Annotated in this window: 20 protein-coding genes; 14 read left to right on the forward strand and 6 right to left on the reverse strand. The window is 74.1% G+C overall.

Annotated elements, in window-relative coordinates:
* Window positions 1-2 precede the first annotated feature (2 nt).
* The 3 genes from GC722_RS06185 to GC722_RS06195 all read left to right on the forward strand — a co-directional run bounded on the left by GC722_RS06185 (window position 3) and on the right by GC722_RS06195 (window position 4757).
* Window positions 3-971, forward strand: coding sequence for a diacylglycerol/lipid kinase family protein (locus GC722_RS06185; RefSeq protein WP_331714447.1), 969 nt, complete (start codon window positions 3-5; stop codon window positions 969-971).
* Between the two features lie 115 nt (window positions 972-1086).
* Window positions 1087-3996 (forward strand): DEAD/DEAH box helicase, encoded by a 2910-nt coding sequence (locus tag GC722_RS06190; protein WP_408609303.1) that lies wholly within the window; start codon window positions 1087-1089, stop codon window positions 3994-3996.
* A gap of 107 nt (window positions 3997-4103) precedes the next feature.
* The gene (locus GC722_RS06195) at window positions 4104-4757 is read left to right on the forward strand and encodes a hypothetical protein (protein ID WP_156609085.1); all 654 of its coding nucleotides are present in this window, start codon (window positions 4104-4106) and stop codon (window positions 4755-4757) included.
* A gap of 24 nt (window positions 4758-4781) precedes the next feature.
* Here GC722_RS06195 and GC722_RS06200 read toward each other — a convergent pair whose 3' ends face one another.
* Entirely contained in the window at window positions 4782-6203 is a 1422-nt protein-coding gene (locus GC722_RS06200) for a metallopeptidase TldD-related protein (protein WP_156609087.1), read from the reverse strand.
* Complete coding sequence (locus GC722_RS06205) at window positions 6203-7708, reverse strand: TldD/PmbA family protein (protein WP_156609089.1); 1506 nt, start codon at window positions 7706-7708, stop codon at window positions 6203-6205. Before GC722_RS06205 ends, GC722_RS06200 begins: the two co-directional genes overlap by 1 nt.
* A 122-nt stretch (window positions 7709-7830) precedes the next feature.
* On the opposite strand from GC722_RS06205, the gene hisF reads away from it, so the two are divergent.
* The 5 genes from hisF to GC722_RS06230 all read left to right on the forward strand — a co-directional run bounded on the left by hisF (window position 7831) and on the right by GC722_RS06230 (window position 11803).
* The gene (gene hisF, locus GC722_RS06210; RefSeq protein ID WP_156609095.1) at window positions 7831-8601 is read left to right on the forward strand and encodes an imidazole glycerol phosphate synthase subunit HisF; all 771 of its coding nucleotides are present in this window, start codon (window positions 7831-7833) and stop codon (window positions 8599-8601) included.
* 2 nt (window positions 8602-8603) lie between these two features.
* Complete coding sequence (locus tag GC722_RS06215; RefSeq protein WP_156609097.1) at window positions 8604-9530, forward strand: 2-hydroxyacid dehydrogenase; 927 nt, start codon at window positions 8604-8606, stop codon at window positions 9528-9530.
* Between the two features lie 4 nt (window positions 9531-9534).
* Window positions 9535-9942 carry an HIT family protein gene (locus GC722_RS06220; protein WP_156609099.1) on the forward strand — a complete coding sequence of 136 codons (408 nt, stop codon included), beginning with the start codon at window positions 9535-9537 and terminating at the stop codon, window positions 9940-9942.
* A complete protein-coding gene (locus GC722_RS06225; protein WP_156609106.1) occupies window positions 9939-11198 on the forward strand; it encodes a glycosyltransferase 87 family protein in 1260 nt (419 codons plus the stop codon). Before GC722_RS06220 ends, GC722_RS06225 begins: the two co-directional genes overlap by 4 nt.
* A gap of 122 nt (window positions 11199-11320) precedes the next feature.
* Window positions 11321-11803: a hypothetical protein gene (locus GC722_RS06230; RefSeq protein ID WP_156609110.1), complete on the forward strand. Its 483-nt coding sequence runs from the start codon at window positions 11321-11323 to the stop codon at window positions 11801-11803.
* A 24-nt stretch (window positions 11804-11827) separates the two neighbouring features.
* On the opposite strand, the gene GC722_RS06235 is transcribed toward GC722_RS06230, so the two are convergent.
* On the reverse strand, window positions 11828-13207 hold the full coding sequence (locus tag GC722_RS06235) for an exopolysaccharide biosynthesis polyprenyl glycosylphosphotransferase (protein WP_156609115.1): 1380 nt from the start codon (window positions 13205-13207) through the stop codon (window positions 11828-11830).
* A 1-nt stretch (window position 13208) separates the two neighbouring features.
* Complete coding sequence (locus GC722_RS06240; RefSeq protein ID WP_156609117.1) at window positions 13209-13493, reverse strand: SelT/SelW/SelH family protein; 285 nt, start codon at window positions 13491-13493, stop codon at window positions 13209-13211.
* A gap of 127 nt (window positions 13494-13620) precedes the next feature.
* Here GC722_RS06240 and ilvD point away from each other — a divergent pair, with 127 nt between their 5' ends.
* From ilvD to ilvC, 5 genes are all read left to right on the forward strand, one after another.
* Entirely contained in the window at window positions 13621-15327 is a 1707-nt protein-coding gene (gene ilvD, locus GC722_RS06245) for a dihydroxy-acid dehydratase (RefSeq protein WP_197429864.1), read from the forward strand.
* Between the two features lie 99 nt (window positions 15328-15426).
* A complete protein-coding gene (locus GC722_RS06250) occupies window positions 15427-16029 on the forward strand; it encodes an AAA family ATPase (protein WP_156609121.1) in 603 nt (200 codons plus the stop codon).
* A gap of 178 nt (window positions 16030-16207) precedes the next feature.
* Window positions 16208-18019: an acetolactate synthase large subunit gene (locus GC722_RS06255; RefSeq protein WP_156609123.1), complete on the forward strand. Its 1812-nt coding sequence runs from the start codon at window positions 16208-16210 to the stop codon at window positions 18017-18019.
* Complete coding sequence (ilvN, locus tag GC722_RS06260) at window positions 18016-18546, forward strand: acetolactate synthase small subunit (protein WP_331714449.1); 531 nt, start codon at window positions 18016-18018, stop codon at window positions 18544-18546. Before GC722_RS06255 ends, ilvN begins: the two co-directional genes overlap by 4 nt.
* A 70-nt stretch (window positions 18547-18616) precedes the next feature.
* Entirely contained in the window at window positions 18617-19636 is a 1020-nt protein-coding gene (ilvC, locus tag GC722_RS06265) for a ketol-acid reductoisomerase (RefSeq protein WP_156609720.1), read from the forward strand.
* A gap of 15 nt (window positions 19637-19651) precedes the next feature.
* On the opposite strand, the gene GC722_RS06270 is transcribed toward ilvC, so the two are convergent.
* Window positions 19652-20191 carry a hypothetical protein gene (locus GC722_RS06270; RefSeq protein WP_156609125.1) on the reverse strand — a complete coding sequence of 180 codons (540 nt, stop codon included), beginning with the start codon at window positions 20189-20191 and terminating at the stop codon, window positions 19652-19654.
* A 291-nt stretch (window positions 20192-20482) separates the two neighbouring features.
* Between GC722_RS06270 and GC722_RS06275 the strand changes: the two genes are divergently transcribed.
* Window positions 20483-21565 (forward strand): 3-deoxy-7-phosphoheptulonate synthase, encoded by a 1083-nt coding sequence (locus tag GC722_RS06275; RefSeq protein WP_156609127.1) that lies wholly within the window; start codon window positions 20483-20485, stop codon window positions 21563-21565.
* 60 nt (window positions 21566-21625) lie between these two features.
* On the opposite strand, the gene GC722_RS06280 is transcribed toward GC722_RS06275, so the two are convergent.
* Window positions 21626-22192, reverse strand: coding sequence for an O-methyltransferase (locus GC722_RS06280; RefSeq protein WP_331714450.1), 567 nt, complete (start codon window positions 22190-22192; stop codon window positions 21626-21628).
* Window positions 22193-22406: the final 214 nt, after the last annotated feature.

Raw genomic sequence — 22406 nt, forward strand, 5'->3', positions numbered from 1 at the left:
CCGTGGCCGACGACGACCACCCCCCGTCCGGCACGGGCCGCGCGGGGCACGCGACGCCGCGCTGCACCCTGGTGGTCAACCCGACCGCCGGCAAGGGCCGCGCCGGGCGACGGCTGCCCGACGTCCTGACCGCCGTCGCCCGGGCGCTGCCACGGCACCGGATCGACGTCCGTCGCACCGAGGGCTACCCCGAGGCCCGGGAGGCCTGCGGGCGGGCGGTCGAGGACGCCGAGGCCGCCGCCGGCCGCGACGACTGCCTGCTGGTGATGGGCGGTGACGGCATGATGCACCTGGGGGTCAACGCCTGCGCCGGCACCTCCGTCCCGCTGGGGATGCTGCCGGCGGGCACCGGCAACGACATGTGCCGCGGCCTCGGTCTCGACCTGCGCGGGCCGGTGCGGGCGGCCGAGCGGCTGGGCGGGGCCCGGACCCGGACGGTGGACGCGCTGCGCGTCGAGGGGGAGCTGGCCGAGGGCCGCACCAGCACGTGGGTCGGCAGCGTGGTCGCCACCGGGTTCGACGCCCGGGTGAACCGCCGCGCCAACGCGATGGCCCGTCCGAAGGGCAACCTGCGCTACGCCGTGGCCGCGCTGGCCGAGCTGGCCACCTTCACCCCGCTGCCGTACCGCCTGGCGGTGGACGGCACCAGCCGCGAGCTGGAGGCGATGCTGGTGGCGGTGGGCAACGGCGGCTACTACGGCGGCGGCATGAACATCTGCCCCTCGGCCGACCCCACCGACGGCCAGCTCGACGTCACGATCATCCACCCCGCCAGCCGGGCCACCCTGCTGGCGCTGCTGCCGCTGATGTTCACCGGCTGGTTCGTCCACCACCCCGCCGTCGAGCGGCTGCGGGCCCGCCGCGTCGACCTGCTGGGCGACGGGCTGGTGGCCATGGGCGACGGCGAGCTGCTCGGCCCCGCCCCGCTGAGCGTGCGGTCGGTGCCGGCGGCGCTGACCGTCCTGGCCTGACGGGCGAGGCGCCCCGGGGTCGTGCCGGTCCGCGGCCGGGGGCGGCGGGGGAGGGCCGGGAGGTGGCCGTGGGCCCGGTGGGTAGGTTGGGACGGTGATCGAGCCCACCGAGGAGCTGTCGGCGGCCGAGCGGTTCCGGCGTTTCCGCGAGCGCCAGGCCAGCCCCGCGCTGGCCGAGTTCGCCGACACCTTCCCCTTCCCCCTGGACGACTACCAGCTGCAGGCCTGCCGCCACGTCGAGGACGGCTCCGGCGTGCTGGTCGCCGCGCCCACCGGCGCGGGCAAGACCATCGTCGGCGAGTTCGCCGTCCACCTGGCCCTGCTGCAGGGCCGCAAGGCCTTCTACACCACCCCGATCAAGGCGCTGTCGAACCAGAAGTACGCCGACCTGGTCCGCCGCCACGGCTCGGAGAACGTCGGGCTGCTGACCGGCGACACCAGCCACAACTCCGAGGCGCCGGTGGTGGTGATGACCACCGAGGTGCTGCGCAACATGATCTACGCCGGCTCCCGCAGCCTCACCAACCTGGGCTACGTGGTGATGGACGAGGTGCACTACCTCGCCGACCGTTTCCGCGGCCCGGTCTGGGAGGAGGTCATCATCGGCCTGGCCGAGTCGGTGCAGGTGGTGGCGCTGTCGGCCACGGTGAGCAACGCCGAGGAGTTCGGCGAGTGGCTGGCCGAGGTCCGCGGCGAGATGGCGATCGTGGTCTCCGAGCGCCGCCCCGTGCCGCTCTACCAGCACGTGCTGGCCGGCCGCGACCTGATCGACCTCTTCGACGACATCGCGCCCACCGCGGTCACCGACCCCGACGCGCCCGCCCGCCGCCCCGACGTCAACCCCCGGCTGCTGCGCATCGCCAAGAGCGAGACCCGCCAGCTCCGCGACGACTCCCGCCGTCCCCGCGGCCGCAACGGCAAGGGCAGGCGGCAGACCAGCTACGGCTCCGGCGCCTACGGCGGGGCGTCCGCCCCGCGCGGCGGACCGCGCTCGAACCTGGTGCCCAGCCGGGCCATGATGGTGCGCAGCCTGGAGCGGGCCAACCTGCTGCCGGCGATCGTGTTCGTCTTCAGCCGGGCCGGCTGCGACGGTGCCGTCAGCCAGCTGCTCGGCTCGGACCTGTACCTCACCAACGGCGTCGAGCGCGCCCAGATCCTCGACATCGCCGACGCCCACGTCTCCGGGCTGTCGCCGGAGGACCTGGAGGCGCTGGGCTACCACACCTTCCTCGAGGGGCTGCTGCGCGGCATCGCCGCCCACCACGCCGGCATGCTGCCCGCGTTCAAGGAGTGCGTGGAGCAGGCGTTCGTGCGCGGCCTGGTCAAGGTCGTCTTCGCCACCGAGACCCTCGCCCTGGGCATCAACATGCCGGCCCGCAGCGTGGTGCTGGAGAAGCTGGTCAAGTACAACGGCGAGAACCACGTCGACATCACCCCCGGCGAGTACACCCAGCTCACCGGCCGGGCCGGCCGCCGCGGCATCGACGTCGAGGGCCACGCGGTCGTGCAGTGGGCACCCGGCCTCGACCCGCGGGCGGTGGCCGGGCTCGCCTCCCGGCGCACCTACCCGCTCCGCTCGGCCTTCCGGCCCACGTACAACATGGCGGTCAACATGGTCGCCGCCGTCGGCCGGGCCCGGGCGCGGGAGCTGCTCGAGCAGTCCTTCGCCCAGTTCCAGACCGACCGGGCGGTCGTGGGGATGGCCCGCAACCAGGCCCGCAACCGCGCCCAGGTCGCCCAGCTGATGGAGCGCGCCGCCTGCGAGCTGGGCGACTTCGGGGAGTACGCCCGGCTGCGCAGCGAGATCGCCCGGCTGGAGGCCGAGGCCGCCCGCGAGCGCAAGGCCGACAAGCGTGCGGAGTCGCTGCAGGCGCTGCTCGCGCTCAAGCCCGGCGACCTGATCCGGGTCCCCAGCGGACGCTCCAGCGGCTGGGCCGTGGTGATCGACCCCGGCGTGCGCCGCGACTCCGCCGACCCCACGCCGACGGTGATGACCGAGGAACGTCAGGTCCGCCGGCTCAGCCTCGTCGACTTCCCCGTCCCCACCGTCGTGGTGGGCCGGGTCCGGGTCCCCAAGCACTTCGACGTCAAGCAGCCGGCCAGCCGGCGCAGCCTGTCGGCCGCGCTGCGCTCCCGGCTGGAGGAGATCGACCCCGACCCCGCCGCCTACCGCCGCAGCGCGCTGGACGCCGAGAGCCGGGAACGGATCGAGGAGCTGCGGGCGCGGCTGCAGGCCCACCCGTGCCACCGCTGCCCCGACCGCGAGGACCACGCCCGGCTCGCCGAGCGGGCGCTGCGGCTGGAGCGCGAGAACGCCCAGCTGGAGAACAAGGTGCGCCGGCGCACCAGCGGCATCGCCAGCCAGTTCGACCGGATCTGCCAGGTGCTGGGCGCTCTCGGGCACCTGGTGCCGCCCGCCGACGACCCGGACGCCGACCTGGACCGCTGGCGGGTCAGCGACGCCGGGCGGGTGCTGTCGCGCATCTACAGCCAGCTGGACCTGGTCACCGCCGAGTGCATCCGCGGCGGGGTGCTCGACGGGCTGAGCTCGCCGCAGCTGGCGGCGGTGCTGTCCACCCTCGTCTTCGAGTCCCGGCGCGCCGAGGGACGCTTCCGGCCCCGCATGCCGGACGCCGAGACCGAGGAGGTGATGAGCCGGGTCCGTGGCATCTGGCGCGAGGTCAGCCTGCTGGAGCGCGACGCCCGGCTGGACCGCGGCCCCGAGCCCGACATCGGCTTCGCCCGGGCCGCGCACCACTGGACCGCCGGGCGTCCGCTGGCCGAGGTGCTGGACATCACCGGGCTGTCGGCGGGCGACTTCGTCCGCTGGGTGCGTCAGGTGCTGGACCTGGCCGACCAGGTCGGCTCGGCGACCACCGACCCCCGGCTGCGGGCGACCTGCCGCGAGGTGGTCGCGCGGATGCGCCGCGGCGTCGTGGCCTTCGAGCCGGAGGACGCCGACCCGGAGGAGGGCGAGCTCGAGCAGGGCGACTTCGCCCCCGAGCCGGACGTCGAGCGCTCCTGACGCTCCCCGGTCCACCCGGCGGCGCAGCGGGGGCGCGGTGCCCCGGGCAGGGTTGTGGGCGCTGGCTACCGTGGCCGCGTACCAGGACCGATCGGGAGGGGACCGACGTGGACCGCAGCAGGACGCCGACGACCGGCGGCGGCGTCCTCCTCGCCACCACCGCGGTGGCGCTGCTCGCCGCCTGCACCGGTCCCACCACCGCCCCGGCCGGGCAGCCGACGGCACCTGCGGCCACGACGGCCCCGCCGACGGCGACCGCCTCCGCCACCGGGACGCCGGCCGGCACCCCTGCCGGGTCGCCCACCCCGGCCCCGGAGGCCCTCCGGGCCGCGCTGGAGTGCCTGCAGGGCGTCTGGACCATGGACCGCTTCGCGCTGGGGACCGGTGACGCGACGGCCACCGAGGGCCGCGGCGGCGACGTGGCCTTCGGCTTCGAGGACGGCCGCTGGTGGCTGAGCAGCACCGGCGACGAGGACGTGACGGTCAGCATCGGCCACCGCGAGAGCGAGATCAGCGTCGCGGGCAGCGCCACGGGCAGCGTCGTGGTGCAGGGCGACGGCGTGCGCTACACCGTCGAGGAGTCGGAGGGGACGGTGGCGATGGAGCTCCCGGAGGGCTCGCCGGAGCACGGGATGCCGCTGGAGCACCTGCTCGGCACCATGGTCCCCGCCGGCGGCACGGACCTGGAGTGCGACGACGACGAGGCCACCATCTCCAGCCGCGGCACCTCGGTCCGCCAGGTGCTCCAGCTGCGTCGCTGACCGTCCGGCCGGGCCGGCCCCGGTTCAGGAGGCCTGGGACACCGTGGACATGTTGAAGTCCGGAACCCGCAGCGCCGGCATCCGGGTGCGGGTGAACCAGTCGTTCCACTCCCGGCACAGCGTCTGCTCGCTGACCGAGGCCTCGGTGGCCCGGCGCAGCAGGTCCACCGGCGACTCGTTGAAGCGGAAGTTGTTCACCTGCGCCACGACCTGGCCGTCCTCCACGAGGTAGACGCCGTCGCGGGTCAGCCCGGTGAGCAGCAGGGTCTCGGGGTCCACCTCGCGCATGTACCACAGGCAGGTGAGCAGCAGACCGCGCTCGGTGCGGGCGATCATCTCGTCCAGGGTGGCGGTGCCGCCCGCCTCGGCCAGCAGGTTGTCGACCGGGAAGCGCAGCACCGGGTCGGCCGGCGTCCGCGGCGCGACGAGCTCGGTGAGCACCCCGTCGGTGATCCACTGCACCCGCTCCACGGGGGCGCCGTTGTCGAAGACCGAGGTCATCCCCGAGGCGGGGGCGCGCACCACCGCGTGGTCGGCGGTTCCCATCCCTGGTGCGGCCGGGTCCGAGGCCAGCGTGAAGGGCAGGCTGGTCAGCCGCTCGCCCAGCCGGGTCCGGCCGCCCTCGCCGGCGTAGACGTTGCGGCCCTCCTCGGCGTCGCGGCGCGACATCGTCCAGTAGGCGTAGATCATGCAGTCGGCCACCGCCGACGGCGGCAGCAGCGTCTCGTAGCGCCCGGCCGGCAGGTCGACGCTGCGCCGCGACCAGCCCAGCCGGCGGTCCAGCTCCACCGCCATCGCGTCGACGTCGACCTCGGCGAAGTCCTCGCAGGCCTGGCCGACCCAGGCCGAGGCCCCGCGCCCCCCGTCCTCGGCCGGACGCTTGGCGTTCACCTCGATCCGGCCCATCCGGTCTACGCTGCGGCGCCGGACCCCGGTGCTGGTCCCCAACCAGGTGGTCGTCACCACGTACTCGGCGAACCCGAACCACACCGTGCCCTCGCGCCGGGCCCGCTCCAGCTGCCCGCCCAGCCCGCGGGCCAGGTCGGCGAACACCTCGATGCCGCCGGCGGCGGCCGGCTCCTGCCAGCCGTCGGCGGCCGTCCCGGGCACCAGCTCCACCGCGTCCTCGACCGGTCCGGAGACGGCCGCGGCGGCGGTGGCCTGGTCGACCAGCTGCTCCACGTCGGCCGGGCCGACCAGCGGGCCGGAGGCGATCCCGACCGCCGTGCCGCCGGCCACCTCCGCGTGCGCCACCACGGTCATCCGCCGCTCGTGCATCTGGCCGTTGGTGGTCAGCGAGCTGTTGGCCCAGCGCAGGTTGGCGCTGGTGGCCTCGTCGACGACCACGGAGCCGGCGGAGCCGCCCAGCCGCGCCAGCGCCATCTCCAGCAGCGACGCGACCGGCGCTCCGCCGGCCGCCAGCTCCTGCGGTGCCTGCTCCTCCATCACAGCCCTCCCTCGGCGCGCGCGTTCAGGACGTTGACTCCTCGGAAGAGCGCCGACGGGCAGCCGTGGGACACCGAGGCGACCTGCCCTGGCTGGCCCTTGCCGCAGTTCATCGCCCCACCCAGCCGGTAGGTGCCGGCGCCTCCCACGGCCTCCATCGAGCGCCAGAAGTCGGTGGTGGTGGCCTGGTAGGCGACGTCGCGGACCTGCCCGGCCAGCCGTCCGCCGCTGATCCGGTAGAACCGCTGCCCGGTGAACTGGAAGTTGTAGCGCTGCATGTCGATCGACCAGGACTTGTCGCCGACGACGTAGAGGCCGTCCTCGACCTGGCTGATCAGGTCGTCGGTGCTGGTCGCGCCGGGGGAGGGCTGCAGCGACACGTTCGGCATCCGCTGCAGCGGGATGTGACCGGGGGAGTCGGCGAAGGCGCAGCCGTTGGAGCGCCCTCCGCCGGGTCCGGCCAGGTCCGCGGCCATCTGACGGTTGAGCTGGTAGCCGACCAGGGTGCCGGCGGAGATGATGTCGAAGGTCTGCGCGGCCACGCCCTCGTCGTCGACGGCCACGGTGGCCAGCCCGTGCGGGGTGACCCGGTCACCGGTCACGTGCATCACCGGGCTGCCGTAGTGCAGGCTGCCGAGCTGGTCGGGGGTGGCGAAGGAGGTGCCGGCGTAGGCGGCCTCGTAGCCCAGCGCCCGGTCGAGCTCGGTGGCGTGGGCGACCGACTCGTGGATGGTCAGCCACAGGTTGGTCGGGTCGATCACCAGGTCCAGCCGGCCGGGCTGCACCGACGGCGCCTTCACGTGCTCGGCGAGCAGCTCGGGCAGCTCGGCCACCTCGGCGTCGAGGTCCCAGCCGGTCCCGGTGAGGTACTCCCAGCCGCGGCCGGTCGGCGGGGCCAGCGTGCGCATGGTCGAGAAGCCCTCGGGGCCGACCGAGGTGGCGGTGACCTCCGGGTGGATCCGGACCCGCTGCTGCACGGTGCGGGTGCCGGCGGTGTCGGCGTAGAACTTGTTCTCCTGCACCGCGTGCACCCGGGCGTCCACGTGGTGCACGCCGTCGGCGGCCAGCAGCCGCTCGCTCAGGTCGGTCAGCCGGGCCTGCTTCTCCGCCTCCGGCACCTCGAAGGGGTTGAGCTCGTAGTCCGAGCAGTACTCCAGCCGGTGCACCGGCTCCTCGGCCAGCCGCACCGGGTCGGCGTTGAGGGCGGCGGAGACGGTGGCCGTGGTCACCGCCTGGCTGGCCAGCGTCCGGGCCGCCTCGGGGGTCAGGGTGATGCCGGCGGCGAACCCCCAGCAGCCGCGGTGCACCACCCGCACCGACATCCCCAGCACGGTGCTGGCGGTGCTGCGGTCGAGCCGGGCGTCGCGCAGCGCGAGCTCGGACTCGCGGATCCGCTCCACCCGGACGTCGGCGTGCTCGGCGCCCAGGTCGAGGGCCCGGCCGAGGGCGGCGTCGGCCAGCAGGTCCAGGGGGAGCTCGGTGAAGGTGGCGTCCACGGCGGGCATGGGCCCACCCTAGTGGCGCGCGCACCCCGATAGGTTGGGCGCATGGCCTTCCCCGTCCTCCCCGCCGGCCGCGTGGCCGTCGGGTCCCTCCCGGGCGCCCCCTCCGGCGTCCGCCGGCGCCGATGAGCGTGGCGGTCCGCGTCATCCCGTGCCTGGACGTGCACGCGGGGCGCGTGGTGAAGGGGGTCAACTTCACCGACCTGCGCGACGCCGGCGACCCGGTCGAGCTGGCCGCGGCCTACGGCGCGGCGGGCGCGGACGAGGTCACCTTCCTCGACATCTCCGCCTCGTTCGAAGGGCGCGAGACGACCCGGGAGGTGGTGGCCCAGACGGCCGGCACGGTGTTCATCCCGCTCACGGTCGGCGGCGGGGTGACCAGCGCCGCCGACGTGGACGCGCTGCTGCGGGCCGGCGCCGACAAGGCCGCCATCAACACCGGCGCCATCCACCGGCCCGAGGTGATCGCCGAGATCACCCGCCGCTTCGGCAACCAGGTGCTGGTGCTCTCCGTCGACGCCCGCCGCGACCCGGCGCAGCCGTCCGGCTTCGGGGTGACCACCCACGGCGGCCGCAAGGACGCCGGGCTGGACGCCGTGGAGTGGGCCCGGCGCGGCGTCGAGCTCGGGGTGGGCGAGGTGCTGCTCAACTCCATGGACGCCGACGGCACCACCGCCGGCTTCGACCTGGAGATGATCCGGGCGGTCCGCTCGCAGGTGGAGGTGCCGCTGATCGCCTCCGGCGGTGCCGGCACCGCGGCGCACTTCGTCGAGGCGGTGGAGGCCGGCGCGGACGCCGTGCTGGCGGCCAGCGTCTTCCACTACGGCACGCTGTCCATCACAGAGGTCAAGGACGCCCTGGCCGCGGCCGGGCACCCCGTCAGGAGAGGATTCTGAGCATGGCGAACCGCGTGGTCTGGCTGCCCTACGGCGCCGAGGAGGCCGAGCAGAAGCTCGGCGGGCTCCCCGACGGGCTCACCGTGGAGGCGTGGACGTCCGCGACCGAGCTGCCCGGCTCCGTCGCGGACGTGGAGTTCGCCGTGATGCCGTACATGGCGGGGCCGAAGGCGCTGGAGCGGATCGAGGAGATGACCTCGCTGCAGGTGCTGCAGCTGCAGTCCGCCGGTTACGAGAACGTCGTCGACCGGGTCCCCGACGGCGTCACCCTCTGCAACGGCGGCGGCATCCACGACACCGCCACCGCCGAGCTGGCGGTCGCCCTCGCGCTGGCCAGCGGACGGCACCTGGACCGCTTCGCCCGCCAGCAGGCCACCGCGACCTGGGACGCCACCTGGGGCGTCTCGCTGGCCGACCAGGACGTCGCCATCGTGGGCTACGGCCGCATCGGCAAGGCCATCGAGGCCCGGCTCGGCGGCTTCGAGGTCGCCTCGGTGACCCGCTTCGCCCGCTCGGCCAAGAGCGACCCCGAGGTGAGGCCGGTCGAGGAGCTGGCCGAGCACCTGCCCCGGATGGGCACCGTCTTCGTGATCACCCCGCTCACCGAGCAGACCGAGGGCCTCTTCGACGCCGAGATGCTGGCGCGGATGGCCGACGGGGCCCTGCTGGTCAACGTGTCCCGGGGGCCGGTGGTCGACACGGACGCCCTGCTGGCCGAGACCTCCTCGGGACGGCTGCGGGCCGCGCTCGACGTCACCGACCCCGAGCCGCTGCCCTCCGACCACCCGCTGTGGGGGGTGGAGAACGTGCTCATCAGCCCCCACGTGGGCGGCTACGCCTCCTCCTTCGAGCGCCGCCGGGACCGCCTGGTGGCCGCCCAGGTGCGCCGGTTCGCCGCCGGTGAGCCGCTGGAGAATGTGGTCAACTGAACCCATGAGCTGCCTGTTCTGCCGGGTCGTCGCGGGGGAGCTGCCCTCGCGCCAGGTGCACGCCGACGAGCACGCGGTGGCCTTCCTCGACATCGCCCCGCTGCACCGCGGCCACACCCTGGTGGTGCCGCGGCGCCACGTCGAGGACCTGCTCGACGGGGCCGGGACGTGGACCGAGATCGCCCCGGCCGTCGAGACGACCGCCCGGCTGCTGCGCGAGCGGCTCGGCTGCGCGGGGATGAACGTCTTCAGCTCCGCCGGTGCCGTGGCCGGGCAGGAGGTGCCGCACCTGCACGTGCACCTGGTGCCGCGCTACCCCGAGCACCCCGGCCTGCGGGCGCTGCTCGAGCGCCGCGCCGACCCCGACGAGCTGGACGCCGTGCACGCCCGGCTGACCGGGAGCGCCGGGTGAGCGCGACAGTCCTGAGCGAGGGGGCGCAGCCCGAGGTGTCCGGCCGGGACCGGCTGCAGCGCGGGCTGGTCGAGCTGCTGCCGCCGCTCCTGGTGGCGGTCGCGGTGCTGCCCTTCGTCATCTCCGGCGGCCGCGGCTGGCCGTGGGCACCGGCCACCATCGACCTCGACGTCTACGTGCTGGCCGTCAAGGACATGCTCGCCGGCGGCAACATCTACACCACCCAGAGCCCCGGCTACGGGCTGTTCTTCATCTACCCGCCGGTCGCCGCGGTGCTGATGGCGCCGCTGGCGGTCGGCCCCTACGTGGTCTGGCAGCTGCTGTGGACCGCGGCGGGGGTCGCCGCCCAGCAGGCCGTGCTGCGCCGCTGCGGCGCCCCCCGCGGCTGGCCGCTGGCCCTGCTCGGGGTCGTCGCCGTGCTGGCGGTGGAGCCGGTGCGGACCACGCTGGGCTACGGCCAGGTCAACACCTTCCTGATGTTCCTGGTGGTCGCCGACCTCCTCCCCGACGCCGAGGGGGAGCGGCGCTGGCTGCCCCGCGGCACCCTCGTCGGGCTGGCCGCGGCGATCAAGCTGACCCCGGCGCTGTTCGTGGTGTTCGCCTTCCTGGTCGGCCGCCGCCGGCTGGCGTGGACCGCCATCGCCAGCTTCGCCGTGCTGACCCTGCTGGGCGCGCTGCTGCAGCCCAGCCGCTCGCTGGAGTTCTTCGGCGGGCTGGCCGCCGGGGACACCCGCACCGCGGGACCCATCTACGTCGGCAACCAGTCGCTGCTGGGGGTGGTGACCCGGCTGGCCGACGACGACGGCCGGCTGGTGACGCTCGCCGGGCTGGCGCTCGCGGCGGTGGTGGCCCTGCTCTCGGCGGTGGTGGCCCGCTGGTGGTGGCTGCGGGGGCACCGGGTGCTCGCCGTCGCCCTGGTCGGGATGGGCACCTGCCTGGCCTCGCCGCTGTCGTGGACCCACCACCACGTCTGGGTGCTGGTGCTGGGGATGGCCGTGCTCGTCGGCTGGCGGGACCGCTCGCTGCCGCGGTGGGTGCTGCTGCTGGCCGGCGGCTGGACGCTGTGGGTCTCGCTCTGCCTGCCGCTGGCCCTGCTGCCCTACGGCCAGGAGGTCGAGCGCGGCTACGGCCCGCTGCAGGAGCTCGTGGCGAACCTCGGCCCGGTCGCCGGTCTGGGGCTGCTGGTCGGTCTGACCGTCCGGCTGCTGCGCCGCAGGGGCGCTCCGGCACCCGCGGGCGCCCCTGGCCCCCGCTAGCAGGGGTCCCGCGGCCAGCAGGGCGCGGCCAGCAGGGGCGCGGCGTCCTCGTGGGCGCGGTGAGCCGGTCGTCCCTCAGCCCGGGCCGCGTGGCGGCGGAGCCGTGTGGGTATCTCCGCGGCATGGCCACGCCCTTCGCGATCCTGCTGCGCAACCACCACGCCGGTGGACGGGCGGTGGTCGACCTCTTCGTCCGGGCCGCGGCCGCCCAGCGTGACCGCCCGCACGGCGCGGTGCTGGACCAGCTGGCCCGCGAGGCGCGCGAGGACCTCGGTTTCGACGAGCGGGTGATGCGGCGCCTGGGCGTCCGGCCGTCGTGGCCGCAGGTCGTGGCGCTGCGGCTGGGGGAGAGGGTCGGCCGGCTGAAGCCGAACGGCCGGCTGCTGCGGCGTGCCCCGCTCAGCGACCTCGTCGAGCTGGAGGGCCTGATCGCCGGCGTGCACGTCAAGATCGCGGGCTGGCAGGCGGCCCAGGTCGCCGGCGTGCTGGAGGAGGGCGAGCTCGCCGAGCTGGAGGGCCTGCTGGACCGTGCCCGGTCCCAGGCGGAGCGGCTCGCGCAGGCGCACCTGGCCGCGGCCGCGTCGGTCCTCGCACGACAGGCCTGAGCAGGGCTGCCGACGGCTCCGGCCTCAGAGCCGGCGGGTGAGGATCACCCACACGGTCCGCAGCATGATCTGCAGGTCGACCACGGGCGACCAGTCGGCGAGGTAGTGCAGGTCGTGGCCCAGCTTGTACTCGATGGCGGTGTGGTAACGGCCGTAGACCTGGGCCAGGCCGGTGATGCCGGGCAGCGTCTGGTGGCGGCGCCGGTAGCCGGGGAAGGCGGCCTCGTAGGCCGCCATCTCCTCCGGGCGCTCGGGGCGGGGGCCGACGATGGTCATGCTGCCGTGCAGCACGTTCAGCAGCTGCGGCAGCTCGTCCAGCCGGGTGGCGCGGATCCAGGCCATCCCCGGCAGCACCCGCGGGTCGTCGGCGGCCGCCTGCACCGGCCCGGTGCCGCGCTCGGCGTCCACGCCCATGGTGCGGAACTTCAGCATCCAGTAGGGCCGGCCCTCGAACCCCACCCGCTGCTGCACGAACAGCAGCGGGCGGCCTGCCACGGCAGCCACGTAGAGGGTGGTGAACAGCCCCAGCGGCAGGGTGACCGGGGCGGTCACCAGCAGCACCACCACGTCCATCCACCGCTTCAGCCGCCGCTGCGAGGGGGTCAGCGCGTGGGCCGAGAGCAGCACGAAGGGCATGCCGCCGATCTCGCCGACGTTGCGCAGCCCCAGCAGCGAGTCCTGCGGGCGGACGATCTGCAGGGTCGAGACGCCGTCGCGCTCCAGGTCCGCCAGCCCCGCGGTGGTGTAGAGGACCTCCAGCGAGCCGGCGTCGAGCAGCACGACGTCGGTCGCGCCCGCCTCGCGGACCCGCTGCTGCAGGTCCAGCACCGAGGCGCTGTGCCCGGCGACCACGATGCCCTCGCCGGCCTGCAGCAGGTGCTGCTCGGCGAGGGTGACGGTCTGCGGGTCCCCGACCAGCAGCACCCGGGGCGGGCCCTCGGTGCGCAGCCGCACCCGGCGGGAGAGCCAGCGGTTGGCGGCCAGGCAGAAGGGCCCGACCACGGCGTAGACCAGCAGCACGCTGCGGGGGATCAGGAACTCCCCGGCCAGCCAGCTGATCAGGCCGATCAGTAGCGAGGCGAACCACACCGCGGTGATGATCTTGGCCGCCCCGGGGCGCACCCCCAGACGACGCTCGCGGTCGTAGAGACCGCCGAAGTAGAAGACGGCGAGGTGGACCAGCACCACCACCGCGTAGGTCCAGGCGTAGCGCTGGGAGTAGGAGGCGGCGTTGAAGCCGGGCCGGACCAGGATCAGCGCCCCGGTGATCAGCCACAGGCTGGCGTAGATGGAGACGGCGTCGAGGAGGTGCAGCAGCCGCACCCCGCGACGGTTGAGCCAGCGGAGCGCGCGCACCCGGCGCGGGTCGCGGCGCCCCGCCGGCGCGGCAGTCGGCCCGTCCACGTCAGCGGTCGCTGTGACCGAGGTCGCGGCCGGGGGCGACGACGTCACGCACCCGGCGCTTGAGCTCCTTGGCCTCGGGGAAGCCGTCGTCGCGGCGGCGGTCCCAGACCAGGGTGTCGCCGACGTGCACGGTGAAGACGCCGCCGGTGCCCGGCTCCAGCGTCACGCGCAGGTCGGTGCCGAAGGTGCTGAGCAGCTCCGAGGCCAGCCAGGTGGCCCGCAGCAGCCACTGGCACTGGGTGCAGTAGGTGATGACCACGCTGGCGCGGTCGGCGGTGGCGTCCATCGGCGACATCCTCCCACCCCGGCCCGCCGGCGCACCGGCACGTCGCGGGCGCGGCGCGCCTGCGCCGGGAGGGCCGGATGCCGGTCGCGCGCGGAAGGTGTCGCAGCCGCGGTCTAGATTGAGGGCCATGTCGATCGATGCCGAGACCCGCACCACCGCCGACGTGAAGCCCCGCTCCCGGGCGGTGACCGACGGCCTCGAGGCCACGGCCGCCCGCGGCATGCTCCGCGCGGTGGGCATGGGCGACGACGACTTCGCCAAGCCCCAGATCGGGGTGGCCTCCAGCTGGAACGAGATCACCCCCTGCAACCTGTCGCTGGACCGGCTGGCCAAGGCGGTCAAGGACGGCGTCCACGCCGCCGGCGGCTACCCGATGGAGTTCGGCACCATCTCCGTCTCCGACGGCATCTCGATGGGCCACGAGGGCATGCACTACTCGCTGGTCAGCCGCGAGATCATCGCCGACTCGGTGGAGACGGTGATGGAGGCCGAGCGGATGGACGGCTCGGTGCTGCTGGCCGGCTGCGACAAGTCGCTGCCCGGCATGCTGATGGCCGCGGCCCGCCTCGACCTGGCCTCGGTGTTCCTCTACGCCGGCTCGATCCTGCCGGGCAAGGTGGACGGCCGCGACGTCACCGTCATCGACGCCTTCGAGGCGGTCGGCGCCTGCGTGAAGGGCCTGATCAGCCGCGAGAAGGTCACCGAGATCGAGAAGGCGATCTGCCCCGGCGAGGGCGCCTGCGGCGGCATGTACACCGCCAACACGATGGCCAGCGCGGCCGAGGCCCTCGGCATGTCGCTGCCCGGCTCCGCCGCCCCGCCGGCCGTGGACCGCCGCCGTGACGGCTTCGCCCGCAAGAGCGGCGAGGCCGTGGTGCAGATGCTGCGCCAGGGCATCACCGCCCGACAGATCCTGACCAAGGAGGCCTTCGAGAACGCCATCGCGGTCACCATGGCCTTCGGCGGCTCCACCAACGCGGTGCTGCACCTGCTGGCCATCGCCCACGAGGCCGAGGTCGACCTGACCCTCGACGACTTCGTCCGCGTCGGCAAGAAGGTCCCGCACCTGGGCGACCTCAAGCCGTTCGGCCGGTTCGTGATGACCGACGTCGACCGCGTCGGCGGTGTCCCGGTGGTGATGAAGGCGCTGCTCGACGCCGGCCTGCTGCACGGTGACTGCCTGACCGTCACCGGGAAGACGATGGCCGAGAACCTGGCCGACATCGCCCCGCCGGACGTGGACGGCACGATCCTGCGCGCGATGGACAACCCGATGCACCCCACCGGTGGCATCACGATCCTGCACGGCACGCTCGCGCCGGAGGGCGCGGTGGTCAAGAGCGCCGGCTTCGACACCGAGGTGGTCAGCGGCACCGCCCGCGTCTTCGACGGCGAGCGCGCCGCCATGGACGCCCTCGAGGACGGCACCGTCACCGCCGGCGACGTGGTGGTGATCCGCTACGAGGGGCCCAAGGGCGGTCCGGGGATGCGCGAGATGCTGGCCATCACCGGCGCGATCAAGGGCGCCGGGCTGGGCAAGGACGTCATGCTCATCACCGACGGCCGCTTCTCCGGCGGCACCACCGGCCTCTGCGTCGGCCACATCGCCCCCGAGGCCACCGAGGGCGGGCCGATCGCCTTCGTCCGCGACGGCGACCGGATCACCCTCGACGTGGCGCAGGGGCGCCTCGACATCGACGTCAGCCCCGAGGAGCTGGCCGCGCGGGCCGAGGGCTGGACCCCCCGCCCGCCGACCCCGCGGGCCCAGCGGGGCGTGCTGAAGAAGTACTCCGCGCTGGTCCGCTCGGCCAACGTGGGCGCGGTCTGCAGCTGAGCCTGCCGGCTGGGGGAGCGCTGCGGGTCAGCCCGGGCGCGACCCCGGTCCACGGCTGCGGCACAGCCGCGGCACAGCCGGCCGGAGCACCATGGCTGCATGTCCGTGCACGCCCAGCCGGTCCTGCCCGACCGGGGCCCCGTCGTCGTGTTCGTCGGCGGCGTGCCCGGGGCCGGGAAGTCGACCGCGCTGCGCGCGGTGGGCGCCCGGGGGGGTGTCCGCGTGCTCGACCCCGAGCAGGTGGCGGCCCGGCTGGCCGTCCGGTTGCACCCGCTGCCGTACCGGGTGTACCGGCCGCTGGTGCACCTGCTGCAGGCCCTGCGGGTCCTGCTCGCCCTGCTGGCCGACCGCCGAGGTGCCCCGCCGCTGCTGGTGCACGACACCGCCACCCGTCCCTGGCTGCGCCACCTCGGCGCGGCGGTGGCGCGCCGGGCGGGGTGGCGGCCGGTGCTCGTGCTGATCGACGTGCCCGCCGAGGCCGCCCTGGCCGGGCAGCTCGCCCGCGGCCGGGTGCTCCCGCCGCGGCGCAACGCGCGGCACTGGCGGCGTTGGCTGCGGCTGCGCAGCCAGGTCCGCGGGCTGGCCGCGGGCAGCCCGCACGGGGCCTGGGAGCAGGTGCGGCTGTGCGACCGGGAGACGGCGGCGGCCCTCCTCGACGACCTGGCCCGTCCCGACATGTGGAAGCCGCTGTCCACTGGTTGACATGGTCGCGAGGATGGGCAATCGTGTCCGTGTGCAGCACCACATCCTCGTACTCCCACGGCGCGTCGACTGACTCCGGTCCTGTCGCCGCGCTCCCTCGCCTGCCTGCTGGCAGCGGGGGTTTTTTGTTGCACGAGCACTTCCGGGAGACGGCGTACCGTCAGAGAGGACACCGGGCATGACGATCAGGGAGGCACCTGTGAGCCCCAGCGAGCGTCACAGTGGACACGTGAGCGCCACCATCCAACCCACCACGACCGACGAGCTCGTCACCGGCTCGCAGTCGCTGGTGCGCTCCCTCGAGCGGGTCGGCGTAGAGGTCATCTTCGGGATCCCGGGCGGGGCCATCCTGCCCGCCTACGACCCCCTCTTCGACTCCTCGATCCGCCACATCCTGGTGCGCCACGAGCAGGGGGCCGGGCACGCCGCCGAGGGCTACGCGATGGCCACCGGCAAGGTCGGGGTGTGCATGGCCACCTCCGGGCCGGGCGCGACGAACCTGGTCACCCCGCTGGCCGACGCGATGATGGACTCGGTCCCGATCGTGGCCATCACCGGCCAGGTCGCCGGCCCGTCCATCGGCACCGACGCGTTCCAGGAGGCCGACATCCGCGGCATCACGATGCCGATCACCAAGCACAGCTTCCTGATCACCGACGCGGCCGAGATCCCCGAGGCCATCGCCGAGGCGTTCCACCTGGCCCGCACCGGACGTCCGGGGCCCGTGCTGGTCGACATCACCAAGGACGCCCTGCAGGCCAAGACGACCTTCAGCTGGCCGCCGACCATCGACCTGCCCGGCTACCACCCGGTGACCCGGCCGCACAGCAAGCAGATCCGCGAGGCCGCCCGGCTGATCGCCGCCGCCCGCCGGCCCGTGCTCTACGTCGGCGGCGGCACCGTCAAGGCGGGGGCCTCGGCCGAGCTGCTGGAGCTGGTCGAGCTCACCGGCATCCCGGTGGTCACCACCCTGATGGCCCGCGGCGTCGTGCCCGACAGCCACCCGCTCAACATGGGCATGCCGGGCATGCACGGCACCGTGGCCGCCGTCGGCGCGCTGCAGCGCAGCGACCTGCTGGTCAACCTGGGCGCCCGCTTCGACGACCGGGTCACCGGCGAGCTGTCCACCTTCGCCCCCGACGCGCGGGTGATCCACGCCGACATCGACCCGGCCGAGATCTCGAAGAACCGGGTGGCCGACGTGCCGATCGTCGGCGACGCCCGCGAGGTCATCAGCCAGCTGCTGGAGCAGCTGCGGGGCACCGAGCTGCCCGACCTCACCGCCTGGCAGCAGCACCTGCAGCAGATGCAGGCCCGCTACCCGATCAGCTACGACGTCCCCGAGGACGGCACCCTCTCCCCGCAGATGGTGATCAAGCGGATCGGCGAGCTGACGGGGCCCGAGCGCGCCTACTGGGCGGCCGGCGTCGGGCAGCACCAGATGTGGTCGGCGCACTTCCTGCCCCACGAGCTGCCCGGGCGGTGGCTGAACTCCGGCGGCGCCGGCACGATGGGCTACTGCGTCCCCGCCGCGATGGGCGCCCAGGTGGGCCAGCCCGACGCGGTGGTGTGGGGGATCGACGGCGACGGCTGCTTCCAGATGACCAACCAGGAGCTCGTCACCTGCGCCCTCGAGGGCATCCCGGTCAAGATCGCGGTGATCAACAACCAGTCGCTGGGCATGGTGCGGCAGTGGCAGACGCTGTTCTACGGCGGGCGCTACTCCAACACCGACCTGCGCACCCACATGGTCCCCGACTTCGTCAAGCTGGCCGAGGCGATGGGCTGCGTCGGGCTGCGGGCCGTCACCGTGGAGCAGGTCGACGACGTGATCCAGCAGGCGCTGGCCATCACCGACCGTCCCGTCGTGGTGGAGTTCGTCGTGCACAAGGACGCCATGGTGTGGCCGATGGTCCCCGCCGGCACCAGCAACGACGCCATCCAGTACGCCCGCGACATGGCCCCGCAGTGGGAGGAGGAGCAGCTGTGAGCACCCACACCCTGAGCGTCCTGGTGGCCAACCGGCCCGGCGTGCTGTCGCGGGTCTCCGCGCTGTTCTCCCGCCGCGGCTTCAACATCGACTCCCTCGCGGTCGGCCCCACCGAGCACCCCGAGCTCTCCCGCATCACCCTGGTGGTCGAGGGCGAGGACCACACCGTCGAGCAGCTCACCAAGCAGCTCAACAAGCTGGTCGAGGTGATCAAGATCGTCGAGCTGGAGCCCGACGCGGTCCGCCAGGAGCTCGTGCTCATCAAGGTGGCCACCGACGCCGGCAACCGCTCCGCGGTGCTCGAGGTCATCCAGCTGTTCAAGGCCAAGGCGGTGGACGCCACCAACGAGTCCATCGTCGTCCAGGCCACCGGCAGCCCGGACAAGCTGCAGGCGCTGGTCACCATGCTCGAGCCCTACGGGGTGCGCGAGCTGGTGCAGTCCGGCCTCGTCGCCCTCGGGCGCGGGCCGCGGTCCATCACCGACCGCAGCGCCCGCACCGACCGGCAGAAGATCCGGGTGGTCTGACCGTCCCGGTCGGGCCCCCTCACGAACCCCCACAACACCACATCAAGGAGATCAACCCGTGGCAGCACAGATGTTCCATGACAACGACGCCGACCTGTCGGTGATCCAGGGCCGCAACGTGGCCGTGCTGGGTTTCGGCAGCCAGGGTCACGCGCACGCCCTGTCGCTGCGTGACTCCGGTGTCGACGTCCGGATCGGCCTCCCCGAGGGCAGCCGGAGCCGCGCCCGCGCCGAGGCCCAGGGGCTGCGTGTGCTGACGCCCTACGAGGCCTGCGAGGAGGCCGACCTGATCATGGTCGCCGTCCCCGACCACCTGCAGCGCCAGCTCTACACCGAGGCCATCCAGCCCAACCTGGTCGCCGGCGACGCGCTGTTCTTCGCCCACGGGTTCAACATCCGCTTCGGCTACATCACCCCGCCCGAGGGCGTCGACGTGGCCATGGTCGCCCCCAAGGGCCCCGGCCACCTGGTCCGCCGCGAGTACGCCGAGGGCCGTGGTGTCCCGGTGCTGGTCGCCGTCGAGCAGGACGCCTCCGGCAAGGCGTGGGACCTCGCCCTCAGCTACGCCAAGGCGATCGGCGGCCTGCGCGCCGGCGGCATCAAGACCACCTTCACCGAGGAGACCGAGACCGACCTGTTCGGGGAGCAGGCCGTGCTCTGCGGTGGCGCCAGCGCGCTGATCCAGGCCGGCTTCGAGACGCTGGTCGAGGCCGGCTACCAGCCCGAGGTGGCCTACTTCGAGTGCCTGCACGAGCTGAAGCTGATCGTGGACCTGATGTACGAGGGCGGCATCGCCAAGCAGCGCTGGAGCATCTCCGACACCGCCGAGTACGGCGACTACGTGTCCGGCCCGCGGGTGATCGACGAGCACGTCAAGCAGAACATGAAGGCCGTGCTGGAGGACGTGCGCAACGGCACCTTCGCCCAGCGCTTCATCGACGACCAGGACGCCGGCGCGCCGGAGTTCAAGAAGTTCCGCGCCGAGGGCGAGCAGCACCCGATCGAGTCCACCGGCCGCGAGCTGCGGGGGATGATGGCCTGGGTGAAGAGCCACGACGACGACTACGTCGAGGGCACCGCGGCGCGCTGACCGCGGCTCCCGCGCTCAGCGGGAGGAGATGTCGAGGTCGAGGGCCAGCTGCTCCGTCCCCGGGGGTGTGCCGGTGGCCACCCGCCAGGTGGTCGGCGGCGGCTGGCCCTCGACCCGTTTGCCGTCGCTGGTGCGCACGCACCGCCCGCTCCAGTCCGACGGCAGCGGGTTGGGCTGGTCGCGCTGGCAGGGGCCGTACAGCTCCTCGAGCTGCTCGCCGACGTCGGGGCGCCGCTCGGGCTCGGGCAGCAGCAGCCGGGCGGTCAGGGCGAAGTCGTGGGTGCTGACGTACTCCGCGCGCTCGACCACGGTCCCCTCCGGCAGCACCAGCCCCGTCCGCTCCGTCAGGTCGGCCACGGTCATCGGCGAGCAGACGTAGCCGGTCCAGGTGGTGCGGCACGGGCTGCCCGCGTCGTTGGTGTAGCGGGCGTAGGGGATGCCCCACTTCGGCGCCTGGCTCCACAGCAGGGCGCCGGTGAGGGTGAGTGCCCCCAGCGCCACGGCCACCCCGAGCAGGGCCCGCCGCAGCCGGTGGGGCAGGGGGGCGCGGGGCATGGGCCAAGCATGACCCGCCGGAGCGCCCCGGCGGGAGGGGTGCGGGCGGAAAACTGGTCGGTCCTCAGCCGGACGGCCATCCAGCGGGACGGGCTGGCCGGTCGTGGTCGGTGCGGCTACGGTGGGTCCGTGACCGCACGTTGGTATGCCTATGTCGCGTTGGCTCTGGAGGGGCCGGCGACGGGCTGACGCGCTCGACACACCTTCCAGAAGCCACGGGACCAGGAGAACTCCTGGTCCTTCGCCATGTCAGGCGGGCTCTGGGAACGGGGTCCGTCGGAGAGGACCACCATGACGACCCCGTTGCGGGCCAGCACCGCGGACCTGCGGGTGACCGGGCTCAGCCCGCTGCCCGCGCCCGACGCCCTGCTCGCCGAGCTGCCCGCCACACCCGCCGCCGGCGCCGCCGTCGAACGCGGCCGCGCCGAGGTCTCGGCCGTGCTGGACGGCCTCGACGACCGGCTGCTCGTGGTGGTCGGGCCGTGCTCGATCCACGACGTGCGGGCCGGTCTGGAGTACGCCGACCGGCTCGCCGACCTCGCCGCCACGCTGCGCGGCGACCTGCTGGTGGTCATGCGCACCTACTTCGAGAAGCCGCGGACCACGGTGGGCTGGAAGGGGCTGGTCAACGACCCGCACCTCGACGGCAGCCACGACATCGCCACCGGGATCGCCACCGCCCGCCGCTTCCTGCTCGCGGTGGGGGAGCGCGGCCTGCCGTGCGCGACGGAGTTCCTCGAGCCGGTCACCCCGCAGTACCTGGCCGACCAGATCAGCTGGGGTGCCATCGGCGCCCGTACGGCCGAGAGCCAGATCCACCGCCAGCTGGTGTCGGGGCTGTCCATGCCGGTGGGCTTCAAGAACGGCACCGACGGCGACCTGCAGGTGGCCGTCGACGGCTGCTCCGCCGCCGCCGTGCCGCAGTCCTTCCTGGGCATCGACCCCCAGGGCCGGGCCGCGCTGGTCTCGACCGCGGGCAACCCCGACACCCACGTGGTGCTGCGCGGCGGCCGGACCGGACCCAACCACGGGCCCGAGCACGTCGCCGCCGCCTCGGCGCGGATGGCCGCCGCGGGGCTGAACCCCCGGGTGGTGGTGGACGCCAGCCACGCCAACTCCGGCAAGGACCACCGCCGGCAGGCCGAGGTCGCCCGCAGCCTGGCCGCGCAGGTGGCCGCCGGTTCCACCGCCCTCGCCGGGGTCATGCTCGAGAGCTTCCTGGTCGGGGGCGCGCAGGAGCTGGACGTCACCGCGCCGACCGACCGGCTCACCTACGGCCAGAGCGTCACCGACGCCTGCCTGTCCTGGGACACCACGGTGGAGGTGCTCCGCACGCTGGCGGAGGCGTCGCGCCGGCGGGCCGGTCGCGGCTGAGGAGCGCTCGACGGGCTGCTGGAGGCGTCCGCGGCTGCCGGCAGCCCGGCGGCGCAGGGCTCAGCGGCGGCGGACGGCCAGCACCACGGCCGTGTCCGGGGCCACCATCACCTCGGCGCTGCTGAGCCGGGGATCGCTCAGCCAGTCGTTGCGCAGCTGGTCGAGCCGCTCCGGACGCATCGCCGAGGTCAGCCCGCTCGGGGTGAAGTCGTCGAGCACGATCATCCCGCCGGGCTCGACCAGCTCGATCACCTCGTCGCGGGGGGCCGTCTTGGCCGAGGAGGCGTCCAGGAACAGCAGCGAGAAGGGGGCCGCCGAGCTGAGCGCGGTCCAGTCGGCGTGCAGCACGTCGATGTCGTCCTCGGCGAACATGGCGCGGACGTCGCGGGCCAGCCGGCCCTCCAGCTCGGCGGTCAGCACCCGGGTGCCGGCCGGGGCGCCGCTGCGCAGCCAGGCCGCGCCGACCCCGCAGCCGGTGCCGCACTCGGCGATGGTGCCCGTCCGGCTGGCCGCCAGCGTGGCCAGCAGCCGGCCGGTCTCGGTGCGGGTGGCGTCCAGGTAGCCCATGGTCAGCGACTTGCGCAGGGCCTTGGCCACCAGCGAGGGCACATCGAGGAGGACGCTCACCGGAGCGAGTCTGCCCGATCGGCGCCCCCGCGAGGCCCCGTCCGGACTGCGGGACCGGGAGCCGTGTCCGTGCAGTGAGACGACGCCGTCCGCCCGGGGCACCGAGATAGTCGGACGTCCTAGCATCTGCCGGGAGGGCCGCCGACCGGGCGGCGCACGGCGGGAGGAGTGCTCGTGTACGACATGTACCCGACCAGCTGGAGCGGTCAGCCGC

Origin of the sequence: Auraticoccus cholistanensis (genome assembly GCF_009742705.1) — a bacterium.
Taxonomy (GTDB): Bacteria; Actinomycetota; Actinomycetes; order Propionibacteriales; family Propionibacteriaceae; genus Auraticoccus; species Auraticoccus cholistanensis.